Origin of the sequence: Mucilaginibacter gotjawali (genome assembly GCF_002355435.1) — a bacterium.
Taxonomy (GTDB): domain Bacteria; phylum Bacteroidota; class Bacteroidia; order Sphingobacteriales; family Sphingobacteriaceae; genus Mucilaginibacter; species Mucilaginibacter gotjawali.
In genome coordinates this window covers 5,492,692-5,512,023 of the sequence record NZ_AP017313.1, presented here as the reverse complement: position 1 = coordinate 5,512,023, position 19,332 = coordinate 5,492,692, and the positions used below count along the sequence as shown (strand labels likewise).

Genomic DNA, 19,332 nt, shown 5'->3' with positions numbered 1-19,332 from the left:
CGGGCAGGTTATGGCTTTATCGCCATCCTTCCTCCCTGCGAGTGCGCGTTAAATTCAGGCGCATACATGCATTGTACCGAGGTTATCCCTGTCGAAAAATTGCCCGGCTGCGCTACCCTTAGCCGGTACTCAAAAACATAATTGCCCTTGTTTAAATAACTGATAAAAAAGTTGGTGGCTACATCTTTGGTTACCTGGTAATAGGATAAGCCATCCTGGTATTTATAGGTTGATAAAGCATCAACCGGTTCGGTACCTGCAGGACGCAGATCTTTTAGCTGCACATATTCAAAATCACGTTCGGCATTAAGGTAAACTACTACTTTTAGCAGGTCGCCCGTTTTGGGTTTATGGGTAGCGTCAACAGCGGTTAATACCGGCCCGGCATCCGTTTGTTTTTGGATAAAGTATTTTCTTTCCAGTTTGATATTGGTTGCTGACGAAGTGATCTTGTCCAAATTCTCCAAATATTGCCAGTGCAGGGCTCCCCAACTGATGCTGGTACTGTTGTTTTTGATCTCTACTTTGCCCAGTGCAGGTCTTATTTGCTCGTCGGCCCAGCTGGTTTTGAGATAGCCTGTTCCGGCATCGGCCTTTATCTCCGGTTTTAGTTCTTCAAGCGTTTTACCGTCCAGTTTGATAGCCGATTGACCTGTGTCGGCCAGTAAGCTACTGCCTTTCAATAAAAGCGCGTAACAGGCCGCCGCAGTGGCTTTGGTGGTTTTCCAGTCGTTGGTTTGTTTATTGCGCAACAGCCAGATCTTCATTTCGTCAACGGCTTTGGTATTATTGCCGGCTTCGGTAAACAGCTCAATCAGCAGGCTTTGGGTTTCAACAGGCGACTCGTACCAAAAATAACCCTGCTGGTTTTTTGCCCAGTACATGCCCATATCGTCGGATTGCTGCGCGGTTTCCAGCAAGGAACGTTCGATCTGTGCGGTAACGTCTGGTTTTTTGTAGCGCTGCATCGTTAAGGCGATCATCCCCTGCTCATACACATTGCGGAATTTCCATTCCTCCGCAGCCCATTTTAAATAATTGGCAAGGGCAGCGTTCAAACCCTTGTCAAGGGGTTTATTAAAAAAGTAGCTGCGGGCAAACCAGGCGTGAATCTCCAGGTCGCCGTAAAGCCAAATACCATCCTTATTTTTTTTCCGTAGTTTTTCATCCGAGGTTAACTGATCATCCAAATATTTGAGGGTGTTATCCGAAATTTGTTTTAATTCCGCATCGTCAGTTCCTATCCCCAAATGATATAACTCGCCCATGCCTTCGGCAATATGCTGGGTAATGTAGCGGTCGCCCCTGTCGCCGCCAAACCAGGTGAAGCTGCCATCGGGCAATTGCCTTTTTTGCAGTTTATCCAGGTTCGTTTTTAGCTCATCGCTCATTTTATTCAGGTCGAATAGTAAAGCAATGCGCTTTTTTTGTTCCGATTCGCTCACCGCGTCGCGCAGCCAGGGCGTTTCTTCCAGCAGGGTTGATTTTAACTCCTGATTCTTTTCCAGGTTGGAGAGCAATTCAGTACTGTTGCTCATCTTCCATTGCTCAAAAACCTGTTTAATGGCGGGCATTTTACTCACCAGGTTAGTGGCCAGGCTATTTGCATAATACCTGCTGAACACCTGTTCCGAACACTCGTACGGAAATTCCATCATATAGGGCAACGCCTGCACTGCATACCAGGCCGGGTTTTGGGTGTATTCCAGCGTGAGTGTTTTGTTTTTTAAGGTCGAACTGCTTTGGTTTACCAGTTTATCAAAGGTAAACTCCCGGGTCTGCCCTGGCCGTACCATCATCGGCATCGATTCGGTCACCAGTGTACGGTTGGGCAGCACCGGTAAAGTATTTTCTTCACCGTCGGTAAAATTGCCTGCATCAGCTGTGAGTTTATAATCCAACGCGTCCAGCCCCGCCGGGATCACCAGCCTAAAGGACACCGCCTTATTAGTATTAGTGGCAACTTCGAAGGTTTGTTCGGCATCAGCCTTATTCACAAACAGTGAAACAGGCTGCATATTCAGCGCATTAAACAGCTGCATTTGCACCTTGCCCTTTAAAGTACCGGCAGTTAAATTGGCCAAACGCGCCGAAATGGTAATGGTATCGCCCTCCCGCAAAAACCTTGGCGTATTGGCGCTGATGCTCAATTGTTTTTGGGTGACAACCGTATTTTCGATATACCCGGTCTTCAAATCCTGCGTATGGGCAAAGCTCCTGAATTTCCAGCGGGTAAGCGCCTCGGGGATGGTAAAATCAATCAGAATCTGTCCTTTTTCGTCCGTGTGCAGTTGCGGGTAAAAGAATGCTGTTTCGTTGAAGTTGGTGCGGGGGATGATGGGTTTTCTAATCAGTAATTCTTTATCAAACTTAACGCCGGGAGCAGTTCGGATTTCGCGCATTACCACAAAGCCCGATGCCTGTCCTGCCAATGTATCGTCAGGCTCCATAGCTGCACTTGGGGAGGCTATGCCCCTGATCATTACCCGCGAAACACTGCCCGTTAATTCCTTTTTCATTTGTACACCGTATGCGGTTACTACTACTTCGTTCAACGCGTTTGATGAAGGATTTAAGGTTACTGAAATATTTCCGGCTTTGGCGGTAATTACTTCCTGTGGTTTATAACCGACAAAAGAAAAAGCCAACGTTCCGTTAACTGGCACACGTATTTTAAAATAACCTGCTGAATTGGTCTGCGTACTTATGCTGGTTCCTTTTATTTTAACAGTAACACCGGGAATCTCTGTTTTGTCATCAGCGCTGATCACCCTGCCAATAATATCATATCCGTTTTTTACACGGGCTGCATTTTTTAAATACTCTTCCTGCAGTCGCTTATTATTATCGGCATTTGTTTTGCCGGCGTTTACTTTCTTCAGATAATTTTCATAACCATTATTATTTCCTCCGTAATAGTTATAACCAAACATATTCAGGCGTTCATAACTGCGGCTCAGCAATTCATAACTAGTATACAAGTAATTTACCGGCAATGTCTTTACTGGGCGGATAAAATCCCAAACATTCCATTCATAATAATTCGGGATTCCTCCTCCCTCCAATTCAAGCGCGTTGTTCCAATTTGTTGCGGGTGTAATGTCATCAAGGGAGGCATCGTACAAACCCGCTACCATTTCAGCCGCTTGTTGCTCATTATTTTGGTTGCTGACCCTTAATTTCCATTGCTCTTTTTCGCCCGGTTGCAGTTTATCCCTAAAAGTAAGCAGTTTTATTTTAAGGCTATTTTCGGCGTTTGCAATGTATATTTTCTGGTAACTGGCGTAGGTCCTGTTTTCAAATACCATCATAAATTGTACAGCAACGTCCTTTTCGGCACTATCAATAGGTATCTTAATGTTCTGCTGGCCTTTATTAATGGTTATCCATTTTGATGAGATGAGTTTTGGCCCATTAAAATGCTCCATCAGCACATTGATCTTTTGATCTGTCCCAACCAAGAAGCTTGCCGTATCCCCCTGCTTAATATAATTGAGAACCGGGATCACCCATTTATCAATCTTTATTATTTTAGGTTGATCGGCAATCAAATTAATATATTTAGTCACTGAGGAGGTATCCCCCTTTTCATTAGTGGCGTGTAAGATGACCTGGTACATTCCCGATGGCTGCTTGCCTAAAGCAGAAAGGTTGATAATACCGGGTTTTAAAGTGTCAAGTTTAAGGTTTAAGCTAATTACCCTCCCAAGCTTGTTCCATAGCTCCACCACATCTTCTTTTGCATATGCGTATCCCGGAAAATCGACCCTAAAATCAGACTTGCTTATAATAAACTGATCACAACCCTGCCACAGCCTGTTTTTGAAAACCCTATCCGGGCCCTTTAATGGGTATACTTCAACTCTTATTTCTCCCTTTTGTGGTTCCCCGTTAAGGTTGGTTATTTTTATCTCCTCTTTAAGTGAGTCTTTTGCAAATACCTGTTCCGGTAAATAGTTATCAATTTTAATATTGTTGTTCCCAATAATTACCGTTGTTTCGCCTGAATGGGTTTCACCGCTGGCATCTGTTATATCAGCGTTGATGGCATAGTTGTAATTTATCGAGTTTACGTCAATTGAATCCGCAGTAACGGCCTTAAACTTTATTTGAAAATGCCCCTGGTCGTCGGATGTTATCGTATCTGATTTGATCTCCGTATCAACATCATTATTATAATTGGGGCGCATAACACCCCGAATGAATTTATAATTAGTGTAGTCTCCGTTTCGGGAACGTACGATGTTGTAAGCCACTTTGGCCTGCGATAAGCCGTATCCCGAAAAAGCTGTAATGTTTCCATTTATGACAACAGAATCATTTAACTTATAGCTTTCCTTAACGGGTAAAAATTTCACCTGGAAAGTCGGGCGTTTGTATTCCTCAACCTTAACTTCTATTTCGCCGTCCTGCGTTTTTAAAGCTACGTTGCCACCTAATGTGCTTTGCGGTATGATAAAACTGCCGCCAACTGTGCCAAAATCATTCGTTTTTAATTTTACCGCTGAAACTTGTTTATTGTTGGCATCCCAAAACTGCACCTCCACGTTTTTGCCGGCCATTATTTTGCTTTTACCGTGCAAGCTTTGCAGCTGCAACGCTTTAAAATATATGGTTTGGCCCGGCCTGTAGATCTGCCTGTCTGTAAAAAAAATAGTTTTATCGTCTGGTTCGCCGTCGTCCGATGAATCATCACGTGCGCCGTTTATATATTTTGATTTATCCTTTAGTGTATCTCCATTAGCCGTCAAACTAACGGACATCCCATAACCTGAAGAAAATTTAGCCGATTTGTATAAGCCGTTCCTATCCGAAAAGCCTTCCGCATCAACAATAACCCATTCGTTTTTTTTAGTCGAGCTATTATAATTGTTATTTCTGGTTTCTAAGTTAATTTTAACACCACTTAAGGGTTTTCCAGTTTCCCTGTCCATCACACGGACCTCGATGACATTATCGGGATTTGCCCTTGCATTATAAGCTAATCCACTTACCCTGAAACTACTTAGCCCGGTCAGGTTTTCCAAATGCCCTGATGTATCAGTAATTAATAAAACATAATTGCCCGGGCGTAATGCATCTATCTTAAACTCCAAACTGTGTTTTTTAAAGTCTTTAAAATCCGTCCAGAAAATGGTTTTGGCTTGAACAGGCGCCAGTTTTTTCAAATAGTCAAGGTGATAGCCGGATATTTTCTGCCTGGAGTAATCTGGGCTAAAACCAGTGGTATAGCTATTTAATTGAGATTCGCTCAGGCGGTAAACAGCTAACTTCATGCCGGTTAAATTCTTATAATTAAGCAGAGCTAGTATCGGTTTGTCAGGACTGTTTACCTCCTCCACCGTTGCCGAAAGCTCCTTTTCTTCAATTTGCCGCATCAGGGTAGCCGCGTTTTTGCCGCCTAAACTATTGGGATATGCCGCTGCCGCTTTCTTAAAAAAACCGTAAGCCATCGCCAAACTATCTAATCCCTGGTAATACTGGCCCTGTAAAACCAGCGCTTCGCTGCTGATCGGCTTTGCGGAAAAATGTTCCGTAATTTGTTTCAAAGCGGACAGGTACAAAGAATCCTTATGCTCCACATTAGACCGGGCGTATAAAAACTTCAGCCGTTGCAGATCCAGGTCGGCCAGGGCCTCTTCATCATGATGCCCGAGGTGGAACTTACTTGCCTGCTGTAAATATTTCAGGCCTTTATAGGCTGTTGAAGCGGTATCGGTTGTTTTAATCAGCAGGTCCGCAAAAGCCTGGCTGTCACCGAAAAACCGTGGATCATTTAGCGAGAATGGCAATTTGGGTTTTGTTAGGCCCGCCTCATCCGCCAGGAAAAAATCAAAAGCACGCTGCACCAGCAGGTCGTACAATGTAGGTCGCAGGTAGCGGGTAGTGCTGTCGCCTTCCAGAACACCATCAAGCACGCTGATGGGGGTGGTTTGTTCCTTTGCGGCATCGGTTAAGGAAAGATCATACAAATGGCCGGTTTGGGTGATGAGGGTCTGCAGGTCCCATTTGGCAAAGTCAGTATCCGGTTTTTCCAGCCGGGTACGCTGGCCAAACTGGTAGCGGTTTTGCTGGTAATAGTTCCAGTACATTTGCCCCAGCAGCGATTGCAATACGGGTTTAACGGGATACGCCGCTTTATCAATATCCGTTCTCAGCCGGCTGATAATGGCCGCCAAAGCGTCTTCTTCCAGGTATGACTGAAAGGTCATCCGGTAAATTACTGCCCTGACCTGTTGCGGCGCATTGTCATTTTTCCGGGCCAGTTTATCCAGTTTATCCACTTCTTTTAACGCTGATTTCGGCAGGCCGATGTTAGCCAGTGAATCGATGCGGAAACTAATGGCATCATATTTTACCTGCGCGCCTGCGTTATAAAAACAAAACAGCAAAGCAAAAACAAGCAGGTTACGGGATATTTTGATGGAGGCTAAAGGCATATTTGTTCAGGTTTATATAAGTTAATAACGTGCATTTCTTTAATTCTTTATAAATCTGAATAAAAGATGCAGGCGGGTGTGGTTTTCCATAAATAAATTTTTAAAATAAATGTCAGGGACTAGTGTCATGTCTTTTATAAAGTAGTATCCAGGCCTTTTCATAACGGCTTAAAAATACCGGGTGAGGTCATGTAAAATAGTGTAAACCCTGTCATAATCCAAACGCTCATAAATAACTCATTATAAGATGTTTACAAAATTTAAATTCTTAAATGTGTAAACCTTTTGTAAACCCTTTTTGTGCTTTTTGCGTCCAATGAACTTTTAGATTGGCGATTGGTCAATTTATGGTTGACACGACACCAAGGCGATGAACGCTACTGGTCTTTGCGGGTTGATCTATCGTTTCCCTTCCTGCATTTTCTCCAGCTTGCGGATGCTCCGGTAACAGATATACAGCGGGAAAAAGCCGAAAAAGCCAAATGAGCAATCAATCAGTCGCCAGTAAAAGGGGATATGGCGGATAGGCCCTGCGATAAAGGCCAGCGGAAAAACCATTACACAGGCGATCATCCCAAACTGCAGGATCCAGATATTTTTTACAGGATTAATAAGCGGCCCGATAAAAACTGTTGCGATCACCAAATGGCCGAAGGCCAGCCAGTCGGTACCATAAGCCAGGTAGGGATAGCTTGCGTTTGTTACCTTAACTGCATTATAAACAGTATTGATCCAGTTGCCCAGTGTCGCCGGAAACGAAGCCGAGTTGCGCGATAAAAACGCCAGTTCTGTTTGGATAGGAAAAGCGGTGATGCCGCTTAATGCCAGGCCTGCGATGAACAGCACCAGCCAGATCCTGATCTTTATTTTGAGTTGTTTTTCAATCATCGGGTTTGTATCAAACAAGTTTCAAATTCTTCAAATAATCCAGATTAACCCTGGCACTTTGCAGCGGCGTCTCGTGGTAAAACCGGCTTTGTTCCACAAAAAAATATTCCATGCCATTATCCAAAGCAGTGGAGAGCAGGTGCGGGTAATTAATAATGCCTTGCCCCAGGTCACACGCCGATTCGTCTTCGCTTCCTGCAGGTAAACGCTCCTTTAACACGTCACGCAAATGGCACAACCTAAAACGCGGACGATATTTTTTAATATAGGTTTCCGGGTCCTGCCCCTCCGTAACGGTATAGTAGTAATCCATCTGGAAGTCCACAAATTCCTTATCGGTATTGGCCAGCAAAACATCAATGGGCAACTGCCCGTTTACGGGTTTATACGGATAATCGTGCGGGTGGTAGGCGAATTTAATGCCGTTCTTCTGGCAAATGGCGCCATAGTCATTAAACTCGGCAGCTATCCTTTTAAATGCATCAATGTCTTTTTGCGGCCCTTTCCATGGATAGATGAGGTATTTCATGCCGATCTCTGCCGCCAGGGCAGCCGTCTTTTCAAAATCTTCTTCATTGCCCGCAAAATGGCTGGATATAAGGGTTAAGCCATTATCATTCGCCAGTTTACTAAACTCTTTATTAGTCATCCCCCAAAATATGCCCTTATCGCCGCCATAGCTTTCAATTTGGGTATAGCCCATTTTGCCAAGCTGTGCCAATGTGCCCGCCGGGTCCTTCGCCATATCTTCTTTCACCATATACAGCTGGATACCAATAGCCGGAAGTTTCTTTTGGGTTGATGAGGCAAGTAAATTACTTTTTAAAAGCGGAAGTGATAAAGCCAGCAGGCCGGTGTTTTTGATGAATGATCTGCGATTGGTCATTGTGATTTGTTCAATTTAAGCAGGCTAAAGCCTTTTGATTTATTCTTTTTGCCGGTTGGTTTATGCCAACCGCACCGAAATCTGTGTTTACGGGTAACGGATTAAAAATACAACTTTTCAGCATTGCCTGTCTGTTTACTTAACGGATAAATAAAAACAACTGCCCCCGCTGCCAAAGCACCGGCCACCTGTGCACCTGATCAGATCATTCTGAGATTTAGGAAGCTCCCTTTCGAACCAATACTTCTTCATGTATTTCAATCATGATTAAATGAATTTAAACAAAAATGACAAAATCCCGGCAATCAAAACATAATTAAGCCCGTAGCGTCATTTTTAACGGCATTTAATTTGCTAAACTTGCAGCAGGCCATTTTCAATAGCCCAGCTACCATGGAAAACTATGCTTTAATAACCGGTGCCAGTAAAGGCATCGGAAAATCTATCGCCCTGTTGCTGGCGCAAAAAGGATACAGCCTGTTGTTAGTCGCGCGGTCACAAACGGAATTACAGCAGCTGTCGGCAGCCATTCAGCAGGAGTATAAGGTTGAGGCCCGATACCTGACCATTGATCTTTCTGTACCCGGCGCGGCAAAGCAGGTGGCTGATTGGTATACCGGCCTGGCGGTACCTTTGTCAATTTTAGTAAATAACGCGGGCTACGGCCTTTGGGGGCATTTTGACGGACTGGGCCTTGCTGATCAAATGAATATGCTCAACTTAAATATCAACGCAGTAGTGGAGTTAACCCACTATTTGTTACCTGCATTGAAATCGCAGCAGCAATCGTACATCCTAAACGTGGCCAGCACAGCCGCTTACCAGGCGGTGCCTACGCTGGCCCTGTATTCGGCAAGCAAGGCTTTTATTTTATCGTTTAGCCGCGCCATACGGTACGAATTGAAAGATACACCAGTTTCGGTAAGCTGCCTTTGCCCGGGGCCCACTGATACCGGCTTTGTGGCGCGCGCCGGTATGGATGCCATCGCCCATATCGCCGAAAAATTTAACATGCCCCCGCTAAAAGTGGCCGAAATAGGTTTAAAAGGCCTGTTTAATAAAAAGCCCGAGATCATTACCGGCTTTTTAAACAGGATGATGGCTTTTGGCTCCCGGCATTTCAGCAAAGCCCTGGTGGAGAAGGTATCCGCCGGTTTGTACAAGGTTTAATTTCAGTTGCAACCAATTGTGGTAAGTGCCGCCCCCTTTTTGTATTTTTACCTGCGCCAAATCAAACAATAAATGAACCCGCTCCCTTTTACTGATCCCAAGCTTTTAGATGAAATAAAACGGTTTACCCGTACAAAAACCATCAAAGCCGGGGAAACGCTGATTTCTCCCGGTGATAAAGTTGTTTTTGTACCGATTGTTTTGAAAGGGGTTTTACGCATTATCAGGCAGGGGGGCGGCGATAAAGAAATATTTTTATATCACCTTTATCCGGGGCAAACCTGCGCCATGGCCATCAACTGCTGCCAGGCCGATAAGATCAGCGCGGTGAAGGCGATAGCCGAAGATGATACCGAAGTATTACAGGTGCCCGTAAATTTAATTGACGACTGGTTTAAATACCCGGAATGGAAAATGTTTGTGAACAGCACCTACGGCCAGCGTTTTACCGAACTGATAGAGGTAGTTGACCTGATTGCCTTTAGCAATATGGATAAACAGGTTTTGCATTACCTGCAGCAAAGGGGCAGGGCCGCAGGCACCAAAAAGATCAGCATCACCCACCAGCAAATAGCCGACGAACTGCATACCCATCGCGAAGCCATCAGCAGGCTGCTGCGCACCATGGAAGAAAAAAACCTGGTGCGGTTGGGCCGCAATACCATTGAGCTTTTGTAGCCTGTGTAACAAATGTTCCGAAATGATGGGTGATAAATGAAGATCTTTAGCATTAACAATAAATCACACGTCATGAAAAAGAACATGGGCGCTGCCGACCGTATATTAAGGATCCTGGTTGCATTAGCCATCATCGCCATTTATTTCACAACCGACTGGCTCAGCGGCACGCTGGAGATCGTTTTACTGGTACTTTCGGGTGTTTTTATACTGACCAGTTTTATCAGCTTTTGCCCGCTTTACCTGCCGTTCGGGATCAATACCTGCGGTAAAAAAAATAATGCCTAAAAATTTGTTGCTTAAGTAGTTTAAATTTTTTTTTATTCTTTATCGCTAACCAAAGAGCGGACGGACATGACCGGCAAAGTCCGGGTGAGTTAGCTGTGCGCTTTTATTGCTGGCCCGGTCCTGCAATCCTGTAGCTTGCCGCTTAAATATTTCTGCAAAAAAATCAGTCTGCCTAATACCTTGTTCGTGTATCTTTACCGCGATGTCAGATACACCATTTTTACAGGCCATCTCTGTTGCCAAAACCTACCCGGGTTCACAAACCTCGGGGTTAAAAACAACGGATCTTACCATAACCCAGGGTAAGATCACCGCTATTATTGGCGAAAGCGGCAGCGGCAAAAGCACCCTGTTAAAACTACTGTATGGTTTGCTGTCGCCGGATAGCGGCGAGGTGCGGTTTAAAGGCGAACGTGTTTGGGGGCCGAATGAAAAACTGATACCCGGGCACGATGCGATGAAAATGGTTGCCCAGCAAACTGATGACCTGAACCTTTATGCCAAAGTTTGGGATAATATAGCCATAATGCTGCCCAGTACCGACCTGAAAGCCAAAACGGAAAAAACGGAAAATATACTTAAGCAGCTGCGCCTAACTAACCTTGCCGGCAAGCAGGTGGCTAATTTAAGCGGCGGCGAAAAGCAACGTTTGGCAATTGCGAGGGCTATTATCGTAAACCCCGAAATATTGTTGCTTGATGAACCCTTTAACCAGGTGGATACCTCCTTCAGGGAAGGGCTGCAACACGATATCAGGCAAATTGTTAAAGATACCGGCTTAACGGTGATCATCGTATCGCACGATCCTGCCGAGGTGCTTTCCATGGCTGATGAATTACTGGTGCTGAAGGATGGCGAAATTTTGGAATCAGGAAATCCCAAAACCATGTACCAAAACCCTGCAAATCTTTATACCGCCCGGCTGCTTACCAATTGTACAGTTTTAACCCGTGATGAGGCTAAAGCCTGCGGCCTGAAAACCAGGGCTGAGCATGTGGTGATTTACCCCGAGTGGATTGAAACCGTTAAAACCTGGACCAATAACGATTGGGAAATTAAACAGGTGCTTTTTAAGGGTTGCTATGAAGACCTGTTGCTGGAGCATAAAGGCATCACCATCCGCGTTTTGAACGACCAGTTTGGCAAATATACCGAAGGCACAAGAATTAACCTGAAGCTACATAGATGGCTGGAGTATTGAAGCGCAGAAGAGTTGTAGGTTTATTTCTGCACAAAAAAAAGCCTTCCGGCCTGTTGCCAGGAGAAGGCTTTAAGTGTTTTGATGCCATTACATTAAACGCAAGCTGTATTATTGCATCTAACGCCCGTATTGGTGCATGAAGTAAGTCCGCACCTCACACTTGGATCCGTGCTGGAGCATTGTTGTCCTTCGGCACAATTCCAGATCGTAAAGTTTACGCCTCCAAGTACTTTTTTCATTTCACCACGGGATAAGGGTTTCATTTCCGTTTTCATAACATAATTTCTTTAGTTTAATAGATGCCTCTTTTTAAGGCAGAGGTTTTGCCTTTAAGTTAACAAGTTAGCCTTCGGGTTGCAGATTGTCAAAATAATTACACCAACACACGTTTTGTATATACCAAGTGCATTATTCCCCTATTAAATAACAGGTAAAAAAGGTTGCTTCCATGTAAAAGCACACGTGCCCGGTGCAAAAGGCGCCGGGCACGTGTGACTAAAACAACGAAAGTGAAATTAATAAAATGGGGTTTAATTTGGATATTAAACAGCAGGCTATCCCTTTTTTTCCAGCACCAGCACCACTTTATTAAAATCTGATGAGGCGTTTATGATCTTCCTGAACTGTTCAAACTGGTTCATAGGATATAATGTGCGACGGTATTGCTCCATGATATGGATGGAGAGCACGTTCCCTTTAATCACATAATCGGTAACAAAGCCCATCGTTAATTCGCCATTTTCCTTATAAGTTTCGTTGATCTTCAAATCGTCGGGATTGCTTATGGCATATCCCTTTGGGATGATAAAATCTATTTTTCTTTCTTCAACGTGTGCAAAATCCATGTCAATAGGTTCCTGTCTTGGCTTTTCCTGGTACATTTCAACCTGCGGGCCTATGGCCATGCCTATTTTTAATAACAGTTTATTCCCGGCGCTTTCAATCAATTCGCCCGATTTGGTTACGGTGTGTAAAACCAGGGGGATATTTGTTCCGGCACTCTCGAAATCCTGGTTTAGTATTTCCGAGGAAATTATATGTTCGGAGCTTGAAACGGATTTTGCCAGTTCTTTAACGATTTTTCCTTTTTGTTCATCATTCGAAAAATTAAAAGCATCCCGCAAATTTACTGCGGCATAGCCGGCATAAGTCTGCCTGGCATCAATGGTAAGTGAGTCGGCACTGGTGTTGAGCTCTAATTTTGTGTCGATGTTTTCAAATGTTTTGGTGTAATCTTCCAGCGGAATGTCTTTTATTTCGGCAATGGCCGTTGAAAAGCTGCCGAGCGAAGTGCTTTTGCAAAAAAGGCCGTTGGTATTGCCCCAGGCAGGGAAAATCCAGGGATACCGGTAATCGGGCCGGGTAGGCGCCAGGAATTTATTTTCAGCGGGGAAATAAAATAACGGATTTTCGCAATTGTTCCAGTTTTCAAAGTCCTTGTCGATAATATAGTTGTTTCGGTTGCCGGTTAGCACAAACTGAAATTTTATGTCCAAAGCCTTAAATATCAAACTGTATAAACGCAGGGTGCCTATGGTACCGCCTGTTTTATTTTGCAGTACGGTTTCCAGTTTATTGCCATCTTCGCTGCTTAGTTCTTCATTATAGGCAAAATTCTTTTTTAGGTAGTTTTCAACGGCAGCAATTTTTGTTACTTCATCGGCAAGCTTGTCCCAGCCATTACTGCTTACCAGTTCGGCAACTTTGCTTACTTCCTTGTCAGTATATAAGGTATAAATACCAAATACTCGTTTGGCCAGCTCATTCCACGTAAAAAGGCGTTCACCGCTCCGGGTGGCATCATTATAGGATAATTTAAATTCAACACGCATCAAATTGGCATCGTACGAAGCATATTTTTCCTCTTCAACGCCGCTTGTTGCTTTAAGTTTTACCTGTGTAAACCGCTTATCCTTAATCACTGTATCTGATGCAGGCGCGGTAAAATTATAAGGCTTGATCTCAAACTTTAAACGTTTTGGCCCGATGATCTGAAATTTCGATTCAAGCACAGGAAATATCGACTGCAACACCTCCCTTCCAAAAAAAGTAGCGGGCTTTTTATAAGTATAAAAATATTCAATCTCGCAACCCTTTTCCAAACCCTCCATCGCGAAGATCTTGTATACATTGCCATCCTGCTCTTTCAGGTCCTTGATATTGCTTTGGTCCAGCTCAATGATCTTGCCGCCGGGCAGCAGCGTACGTGCCCTGATATCCACAATGTCTGATTTCTCGCTGATGCCCAGGTAAATTTTATTAAAATCTTCTATGCCCCTGTCGTCATTGATATGTATGATCTTATGGATGGTATAATATTCGGCGATTTCCTCCTTAGCCTGGTCGGCAAACTCCACGCGCCGGCTGTCGTAGATAATCACTGCCGACTCCTTGCTGTATTTATTATCCAGCGTATTGATCTGCGGCTTAGCAGACCATGTTTCCTTTTCAATATCCGGAGCCTGGCCAAATAAATACTGACCGGTTACTAGAAATATTATCAGGGGAAGAAATTGCTTTTTCATTTATTCAATTTTTTGTAAGGCTTAGTGTTTCTTTATATAAAGGGAAAAGGTTTTGCAGAACTTTGTTCCAGGCTTCAAATTCATCGCTGTTAAGTGTAAGGTCGTCGTTATCAAATTCCTGCTTCAGGATCACCCAATTTCCTTTTTGCTCGTACTTAAGGTCAAAACCCCAAACATTATTATGGAACGATTTTCCCTGGGGCAGGTAACTCACCGCGTAGCCCTCAGGCACTTTCAGCATGGTAACGTACTTTCGTACCGACTTAAAACTACTTTCAACCGGCACTTTTCTTTTAGGGTAATCTATTTCTTCGTGCTCAAAAAATTTGAAAAGGTTAAGGTTCAAATAATACTCTTTCCCTACTTTTTTTGCATAATCGGGGAGGGTAAATTCGCCCGTTAATGAAATTTCGTCCCAAACGGGCTTCCTCTCTACACTAAAAGTATCTAACTGAAACTTATTTGAGCCCCGGCTAAACTCGTTTTTCATATCCTCCTTTATGTTTCTGCTGTTCCAGTACAGCAGTTTTCCATACATATCCATCGCGGGGTAACCGCTTAATGACTTCTTTATTTTACCTTTAATACCGGTTGGGGTTAGCTCCAGCCAGGTAGTATCGGTAACTAAATTCTTACTTTTATCCATCACGGGTACCTGCAGAATCTTGTACTCTTTATCGTTTATAGCGATCATGGCCTCTTTATCCTGTATACCTGCCGGTGTTAAGCCAAATACGCAGGTGGGGTCGGTTCCATCCAGGAAGATGTATTTTCCATCCAAATTAATAGTACAGATCATGTGGTTACTCACAATTGGCAAAGGTACCTGGCTGAATTTATAAGGCAGGTCGCGGGTGCCTATCCATGTAAAATAAGCTGTTACGCCTGCGGCATTGTTCATTTCGGTTAAAATACTAGCCATATCCTTGCAATCGCCAAAACGCCTGCTGCATACGAGGCTTGCCTCACGCGGAACAAAGCCGCCCATGCCGTCTTCAAAAGCCACGTACTTTATATTTTGCTGTACCCAGCGGTAAATTTTCCTTGCCTTATCATCCGGCCGCGTTAAACCGGTTGTTAATGAATCAACAATATGTTTCAGCTCAGGGCTGATACTTTGATTTACCGATTTGATATAACTGTAATTGAGCCTGTACAGGTCATCAGCATTGGATAAATAGGGCACAAGGTTGCCCTTGTCATCCTTATAATTGGCTATATAAAACACAATATGCGGCGAATACCAGGCAAAGCCCGGCGCGTCAGGATACCTTTTATCCGCAGGGCAGTTTTTATAGAGGAAAGTATAAATATTGTTATGGTGCTTACTTTCAACACTAACCGATACGTTGCTGGTATCCTGCCCTATAAGATGGTATTTTAAGGAAATGTCTTTTGAAACTGTTATTTTCAGCTCGCTGTTTACTACCGGCATATAATCGGTAAAATAAAAAGGGGAGAGCAGGTGCGGGTCAGTATTATTCCAGGAAACCTGCAGATTGCCGATCGCGCCGGGTTCTATCGCCGGAAAGTTGAAGGTTGTTTCTTTAACATCGTCGTAAAAAACAAAGCTTTCTTTATCGGTTCCGGTTTTAAACTCACTTACTTTCAGCTTTTTATTATCTGGCGTTAGGGTATAGGCGTCGTACGATACCAGTTGCTGAAAATCACTGTGCGAGAAACCATATTTACCCATAAAGGCGGTGGCCGTGCCAAGCAAATATTCTATTTGCTGCTGTTCGTGGCTTTCAACATTGGGCCGCCCGTTTTTCAGGTCGATATTATATTCCAGCGTCCTGTTTAACATCACCGCTTTTTCGTCGGGGAATTGCTTTCGTATCGTTTCAAAATTCTGGGCCTTTAAAACAGTTGAACATGCTGTAAGTCCGGCAACTGCGGTAAAAAATATGAATAGTTTTTTTTTATTTTTCATTTTTAGAAGATATAAGTGTACCGTCCCGGTAGATCATCGTTTTCACCAGTTTGCCGTTTTCATAATATTTTGCCGGGCCATCACTCATCCCCACATTATAAGTTTTTTCCATTTTCAATACGCCATTTTCATCAAAGTCGCTGCAAACGCCATCAGCGTTATCAATGGTATACCGGTATGCAGATTTTGGTTTCCCATTTTTATAATATTCCCTGTAAACACCATTTGACAACCCGTACGAGGCAGTGTCTGCTGATAACAGCTGGCCATTATTGTAATATACCAGTTCGAGCCCGTTCTTCTTCCCGTCATCGTAGATACAGTCCCTTGACGGTTTACCATTCGGATAATAGGATTTCATCACCCCATTTACACTGGAGATGGGGATTGGCGGAAGTAATTTGCCATCCTTATCCAGGTACGAATAGGCCTTTGCCCTGTCGCCCTCAAAATAAACCTCGTAGGCCAGCGTTCCATCAGGGTCGAAGCGCTGTTCAGTCCCTTCAAGCAGGTCATCTTTATACACGGAAACAATATACCTGCTTCCATTGGGTAAATAGTATGTTTTTGCGCCATTCAATGCATCATTTTCATACTGCAAAGTGCTGGCTAATTTGCCGGCATCGTCGTATTCCCGCCATACACCGGTTTTGCTGCCGTTTTTATACAAGCCTTCCGATTTTTTTATTCCCCCGTAATAATAACTCACGAAGGAACTGTCGCGAACGCCCTTTTTATAAAAGTAACTACTTTCTAAACTGCCGTCAAAATAATACGTTTTATACGGACCTTCAAATTCGCCGTTTACATAACTGCCTTGTTCCATTGTTTTCCCGCCGGGGTAAACCAGCGTATATTTACCTGATGATTTTGGAAGGGAATCAACAGCCATAACGTGGCCCGCATCATCAAATTGTGTTAATTTTTCAAGCCAGCCGGTTTTATATTTTTCTTCGGTATATTTTTTTCCATCAGGATGAAAAAGCTCTTTGTAGCCATCCAGGTCGCCATCCAGGTAATAGGACTTTGTGGTTATCCGGCCTGCTTCATCGTAAAATTGCCATTCTCCCTGCCATTCACCGTCAGTAAACCACCCTGAGGTTTCGGGCCGGCCGTTTAAATAATAACCCGTGTACAGGCCATTTTCTTTGCCGTCCGTCATGCCTACTTCGGATTTTTTCGTCCCGTTTAAATAGTAGGATACTGCGATGCCATTTTCTTTCCCGTTTTTGTAATAAGTTACTGCAGCAATCTTACCCGAAGTATAAAAAGTTGTATCGGGGCCGTCCAGGTCGCCCTTTTTATTATAATATAAGTGCGCCTTTTTATGGCCATCAGGTGTATAGGTAATGATATTAAATATATCGTCAATCTTTTCGGCGGTGCTTAGCTGGGCGCCTGATTTGTCAAAGTATTTGGCTGACTTAACGATCCCGTTATCATAAATATATTTTCCAAAAACCTTCCCGTCTTTATCAACCAGGTCCGATTCGCCATTTTCTTTGCCTTTTTTGCTTTGATAGCTGGCGGATAATTGTCCGCCCTCGTAATATTCTTCATGAATGCCATCCTCCAGGCCGTTTACATAATTGCGCTTTTCCTGCAATTTTCCATTGTCATAATAATATTTCCATTCACCTTCGGCATTGTCCTTTATGTTTTGCCCTTCGGTAGCAGTAGTCCCGTTTTCATGGTATGCTTTGTAAGGGCCTTCTGCTTTGCCATTGCTGTATTGTTCAACTTCTTTCAGTGCGCCGCTTTTAAAATAAGCCTTTGAGGTACCGTTTTGCACACCGTTTAAATAGGTATCTGTTGATTCGAGGTTACCGTTAGAAAAATATTTTTTCACTTCGCCGTCCTTCTTCCCGGCTTTATACCTGGTAACTGACCGGGTATAGCCGCCATAATAATAAGTAGTAACAAGGCCGTCAGGGTCGCCGTGGGTGTAGTTTTCTGTCGAGGATGGGTTGCCGTTTTCAAAATAATACTCCTGCAAGCCCTCCAGCTTCCCGTTGGCGGAAGTTTCCTTTGCTTTCAATTTTCCTGATCGGAAATAGATCAGCCAGGTGCCATCACGTTCGCCCCTGGCATCAAAAATACCCTTGCTCTTTATGGTGCCCTGCGGGTAGTAAAACTCCCAATAGCCGTTCAGTGTTTTCCCGTTATTTACCAATAAGCCTTTTCCAAATAGCAAGCCGTTTTCATAATAGTACTGGCGGCTAACCGTATCCCTGTCTTTTTTCTTCAAAACCCTTGTTGCACGTATGTTGTTGAAGTAATCTGCGGCATCATTTGTAAAAGCTTCCAGTGTTTTTTTGTTCTTTTTAGTGTAATCCTGTATTACCTGAAGTTTGACGTTCGAAAATATTTCATAAATAAAGGGTTCAAACTTTCCCTCGTTAAACACCTTTTTATAATAGGGGAGGTAATATTGGATCCAGAAATCTCCATCGTCATCCTTAAATTCCAACTTTTCAAACATGGCCTGTATTTGCCTGCAAATAGGATCATCCAGTGACGTAACGGGTTTATAAGCATTGTCAAGCGCTATTTTCGACAGCAAAATATCCTCCGCCTCCTGGTAATTTTCAGATTGGCTGATCGTCCGTTTGTTTTTAAGCTGAAGGATCTCATCCGTGCCTTTTGAAATCTGGTTAAGCAAATTAACAGATTTTTGCCAGAACCTGCCCTGGGGGTTCACCAGCAGGTAGCCGGTTAAACTCAAAAAAGCAGGGATAATTTTGCCCTGCTTTAAAGCAGCCACGCCCAACTGGAAATGGGCGCTATACATATAGGGGTTAATAACCAGCGATTGCTGAAACAAATGTTCAGCTTCCTCCAATTTATTCAAGCCAAGCATGACTACTCCTTTGTTATAATAAAACAGGGAGTAAACAGGATACCGGGCAAGCGCCGCATCAAAAATCTTTAATGCTTTTTCAGGCTGGCCCATTTCGTTCAGGGTGTTGCCATAAGTGTTATAAAGTTCAGCTTCATATTCGCGCTGCTCTTTCAGCGCCAAACCTTCTTCACAGTATTTTATAGCCTGGCTGTATTGACTGTCGGCTTCACAAGTGAGCGCTTTCTCATAAACCGACCACACATAGTTGGTGTCACTCCGGTTTACTTTATTTAGTTCGATGAGTGCGCTTTTATATTGCCCCGAATCATATAGCACTGCGCCGCGTTTGATGGTTTCGCCTGAATTGATCAGTTCAATCTTTTGACCGGAGGCCGTTTCAGAAATTGTAACGTAAAATAGTAAAATGTAAACCAGGTATTTCATGCTGTTGATAAAAGCTTTATGGCAACTGTGAAATTAA

The 19,332-nt window shown here is 43.6% G+C and carries 10 protein-coding genes; 4 read left to right on the top strand and 6 right to left on the bottom strand.

Features of this window, described 5'->3' with window-relative positions:
• Window positions 1–8: 8 nt before the first annotated feature.
• The 3 genes from MgSA37_RS24355 to MgSA37_RS24345 form a co-directional block, all read right to left on the bottom strand.
• The gene (locus MgSA37_RS24355; protein WP_096355886.1) at window positions 9–6,440 is read right to left on the bottom strand and encodes an alpha-2-macroglobulin family protein; all 6,432 of its coding nucleotides are present in this window, start codon (window positions 6,438–6,440) and stop codon (window positions 9–11) included.
• 399 nt (window positions 6,441–6,839) lie between these two features.
• Window positions 6,840–7,328: a hypothetical protein gene (locus MgSA37_RS24350; RefSeq protein WP_096357724.1), complete on the bottom strand. Its 489-nt coding sequence runs from the start codon at window positions 7,326–7,328 to the stop codon at window positions 6,840–6,842.
• Between the two features lie 10 nt (window positions 7,329–7,338).
• A complete protein-coding gene (locus tag MgSA37_RS24345) occupies window positions 7,339–8,214 on the bottom strand; it encodes a sugar phosphate isomerase/epimerase family protein (RefSeq protein ID WP_096355884.1) in 876 nt (291 codons plus the stop codon).
• Between the two features lie 393 nt (window positions 8,215–8,607).
• Between MgSA37_RS24345 and MgSA37_RS24340 the strand changes: the two genes are divergently transcribed.
• From MgSA37_RS24340 to MgSA37_RS24325, 4 genes are all read left to right on the top strand, one after another.
• Window positions 8,608–9,384 carry an SDR family NAD(P)-dependent oxidoreductase gene (locus MgSA37_RS24340; RefSeq protein WP_096355882.1) on the top strand — a complete coding sequence of 259 codons (777 nt, stop codon included), beginning with the start codon at window positions 8,608–8,610 and terminating at the stop codon, window positions 9,382–9,384.
• Window positions 9,385–9,456: 72 nt separating this feature from the next.
• Window positions 9,457–10,062: a Crp/Fnr family transcriptional regulator gene (locus tag MgSA37_RS24335; protein ID WP_096355880.1), complete on the top strand. Its 606-nt coding sequence runs from the start codon at window positions 9,457–9,459 to the stop codon at window positions 10,060–10,062.
• Window positions 10,063–10,134: 72 nt separating this feature from the next.
• On the top strand, window positions 10,135–10,350 hold the full coding sequence (locus MgSA37_RS24330) for a YgaP family membrane protein (RefSeq protein ID WP_096355878.1): 216 nt from the start codon (window positions 10,135–10,137) through the stop codon (window positions 10,348–10,350).
• Window positions 10,351–10,552: 202 nt separating this feature from the next.
• Complete coding sequence (locus tag MgSA37_RS24325) at window positions 10,553–11,551, top strand: ABC transporter ATP-binding protein (RefSeq protein WP_096355876.1); 999 nt, start codon at window positions 10,553–10,555, stop codon at window positions 11,549–11,551.
• 554 nt (window positions 11,552–12,105) lie between these two features.
• Here MgSA37_RS24325 and MgSA37_RS24320 read toward each other — a convergent pair.
• From MgSA37_RS24320 to MgSA37_RS24310, 3 genes are read right to left on the bottom strand one after another with little or no spacing between them, the layout of a single operon-like run.
• Window positions 12,106–14,076 carry a DUF3857 domain-containing protein gene (locus MgSA37_RS24320; protein WP_096355874.1) on the bottom strand — a complete coding sequence of 657 codons (1,971 nt, stop codon included), beginning with the start codon at window positions 14,074–14,076 and terminating at the stop codon, window positions 12,106–12,108.
• 4 nt (window positions 14,077–14,080) lie between these two features.
• Entirely contained in the window at window positions 14,081–16,009 is a 1,929-nt protein-coding gene (locus MgSA37_RS24315; RefSeq protein WP_096355872.1) for a DUF3857 domain-containing protein, read from the bottom strand.
• Window positions 15,999–19,295, bottom strand: coding sequence for a hypothetical protein (locus MgSA37_RS24310; protein WP_096355870.1), 3,297 nt, complete (start codon window positions 19,293–19,295; stop codon window positions 15,999–16,001). Before MgSA37_RS24310 ends, MgSA37_RS24315 begins: the two co-directional genes overlap by 11 nt.
• Window positions 19,296–19,332 lie beyond the last annotated feature (37 nt).

Excerpts from the sequence above, each read along its gene's own strand:
- MgSA37_RS24355 (WP_096355886.1), bottom strand. The coding sequence starts at position 6,440 with ATGCCTTTAGCCTCCATCAAAATATCCCGTAACCTGCTTGTTTTTGCT.
- MgSA37_RS24350 (WP_096357724.1), bottom strand. The coding sequence starts at position 7,328 with ATGATTGAAAAACAACTCAAAATAAAGATCAGGATCTGGCTGGTGCTG.
- MgSA37_RS24345 (WP_096355884.1), bottom strand. The coding sequence starts at position 8,214 with ATGACCAATCGCAGATCATTCATCAAAAACACCGGCCTGCTGGCTTTA.
- MgSA37_RS24340 (WP_096355882.1), top strand. The coding sequence starts at position 8,608 with ATGGAAAACTATGCTTTAATAACCGGTGCCAGTAAAGGCATCGGAAAA.
- MgSA37_RS24335 (WP_096355880.1), top strand. The coding sequence starts at position 9,457 with ATGAACCCGCTCCCTTTTACTGATCCCAAGCTTTTAGATGAAATAAAA.
- MgSA37_RS24330 (WP_096355878.1), top strand. The coding sequence starts at position 10,135 with ATGAAAAAGAACATGGGCGCTGCCGACCGTATATTAAGGATCCTGGTT.
- MgSA37_RS24325 (WP_096355876.1), top strand. The coding sequence starts at position 10,553 with ATGTCAGATACACCATTTTTACAGGCCATCTCTGTTGCCAAAACCTAC.
- MgSA37_RS24320 (WP_096355874.1), bottom strand. The coding sequence starts at position 14,076 with ATGAAAAAGCAATTTCTTCCCCTGATAATATTTCTAGTAACCGGTCAG.
- MgSA37_RS24315 (WP_096355872.1), bottom strand. The coding sequence starts at position 16,009 with ATGAAAAATAAAAAAAAACTATTCATATTTTTTACCGCAGTTGCCGGA.
- MgSA37_RS24310 (WP_096355870.1), bottom strand. The coding sequence starts at position 19,295 with ATGAAATACCTGGTTTACATTTTACTATTTTACGTTACAATTTCTGAA.